The sequence below is a fragment of the Streptomyces sp. RP5T genome, assembly GCF_003933965.1.
Taxonomy (GTDB): Bacteria; Actinomycetota; Actinomycetes; order Streptomycetales; family Streptomycetaceae; genus Streptomyces.
Window position 1 is genome coordinate 1 of sequence record NZ_RSAJ01001089.1, and the last position, 1,339, is coordinate 1,339.

At 71.8% G+C, this 1,339-nt stretch carries 1 protein-coding gene; it reads left to right on the forward strand.

Annotated features, from left to right (window positions below; all coding sequences use genetic code 11):
- Positions 1-1,335 (forward strand): S1C family serine protease (locus EHS43_RS44675; RefSeq protein WP_185806681.1); only part of this gene is annotated, 1,335 nt, incomplete at its 5' end.
- Positions 1,336-1,339: the final 4 nt, after the last annotated feature.

A 1,339-nucleotide genomic window follows, 5' to 3' on the forward strand; every position in this document is an offset into this window, starting at 1 on the left:
GGTCCCGAGCTCGTGCACGCGGGACCGGCTCCCGCGTACGCCTCGGCACAGGGGTCGCAGCACGGGGGCGCGGGCGGTCCCGAGGGCGCCTGGCCGCCGCCGCAGCCTCCGGGCACCCCGTCGTACCCCGACGGCGGTGCGGGCGGTGCAGGTGCGGGCGGTGCCGGTCCGACGGGTGTGTGGGGTGCGGGATACCAGCAGCCGGCGCCGAAGCCGAAGAACGGCCGTGGTGGTCTCGTGGCCGCGATCCTGGTGGCCGCGCTGGTCGCGGGCGGCCTCGGCGGCGGTCTCGGTTACACGCTGGCCAAGAACAACGACAACGGCTCCTCCACCACCCTGTCCGCCTCCGACAGCGGCGGCAGCGTCAAGCGGGACGCCGGCACCGTCGCGGGCGTGGCGCAGAAGGCCCTGCCCAGCACGGTCACCATCGAGGCCGAGTCCACCAGCGGCGAGGGCGGCACCGGCACCGGGTTCGTCTTCGACACCCAGGGCCACATCGTCACCAACAACCACGTGGTCGCCGACGCGGTCGACGGCGGCAAGCTGACCGCCACCTTCCCGAACGGCAAGAAGTACGACGCCGAGGTGGTCGGCCACGCGCAGGGTTACGACGTGGCGGTCATCAAGCTCAAGAACGCGCCGAGCGACCTGAGGCCGCTCACCCTCGGCAACTCCGACCAGGTGGCGGTCGGCGACTCCACGATCGCGATCGGCGCCCCCTTCGGTCTGTCGAACACCGTCACGACGGGCATCATCAGCGCGAAGAACCGCCCGGTGGCCTCCAGCGACGGCAGCGGCAGCAACGCCTCCTACATGAGCGCGCTGCAGACGGACGCCTCGATCAACCCGGGCAACTCGGGAGGCCCCCTCCTCGACGCGCAGGGCAATGTGATCGGCATCAACTCCGCGATCCAGTCCACCAGCGGCGGCGGCCTCGGCGGCACCAGCCAGTCCGGCTCGATCGGCCTCGGCTTCGCCATCCCGATCAACCAGGCCAAGTACGTCGCCCAGCAGCTCATCCAGACCGGCAAGCCGGTGTACGCCAAGATCGGCGCGTCCGTCTCCCTGGAGGACTCCTCGGGCGGCGCGAAGATCACCACGGAGGGCGCCGGCGGCTCCGCCCCGGTCGAGGCGGGCGGCCCCGCCGCCAAGGCCGGCCTCAAGCCCGGCGACGTCATCACCAAGCTGGACGACCACGTCATCGACTCGGGCCCCACCCTGATCGGCGAGATCTGGACCCACAAGCCCGGCGACAAGGTCAAGATCACCTACGAGCGCGACGGCAAGACCCGCACGGTCGACCTGACCCTCGGCTCCCGCACCGGCGACAGCTGACACC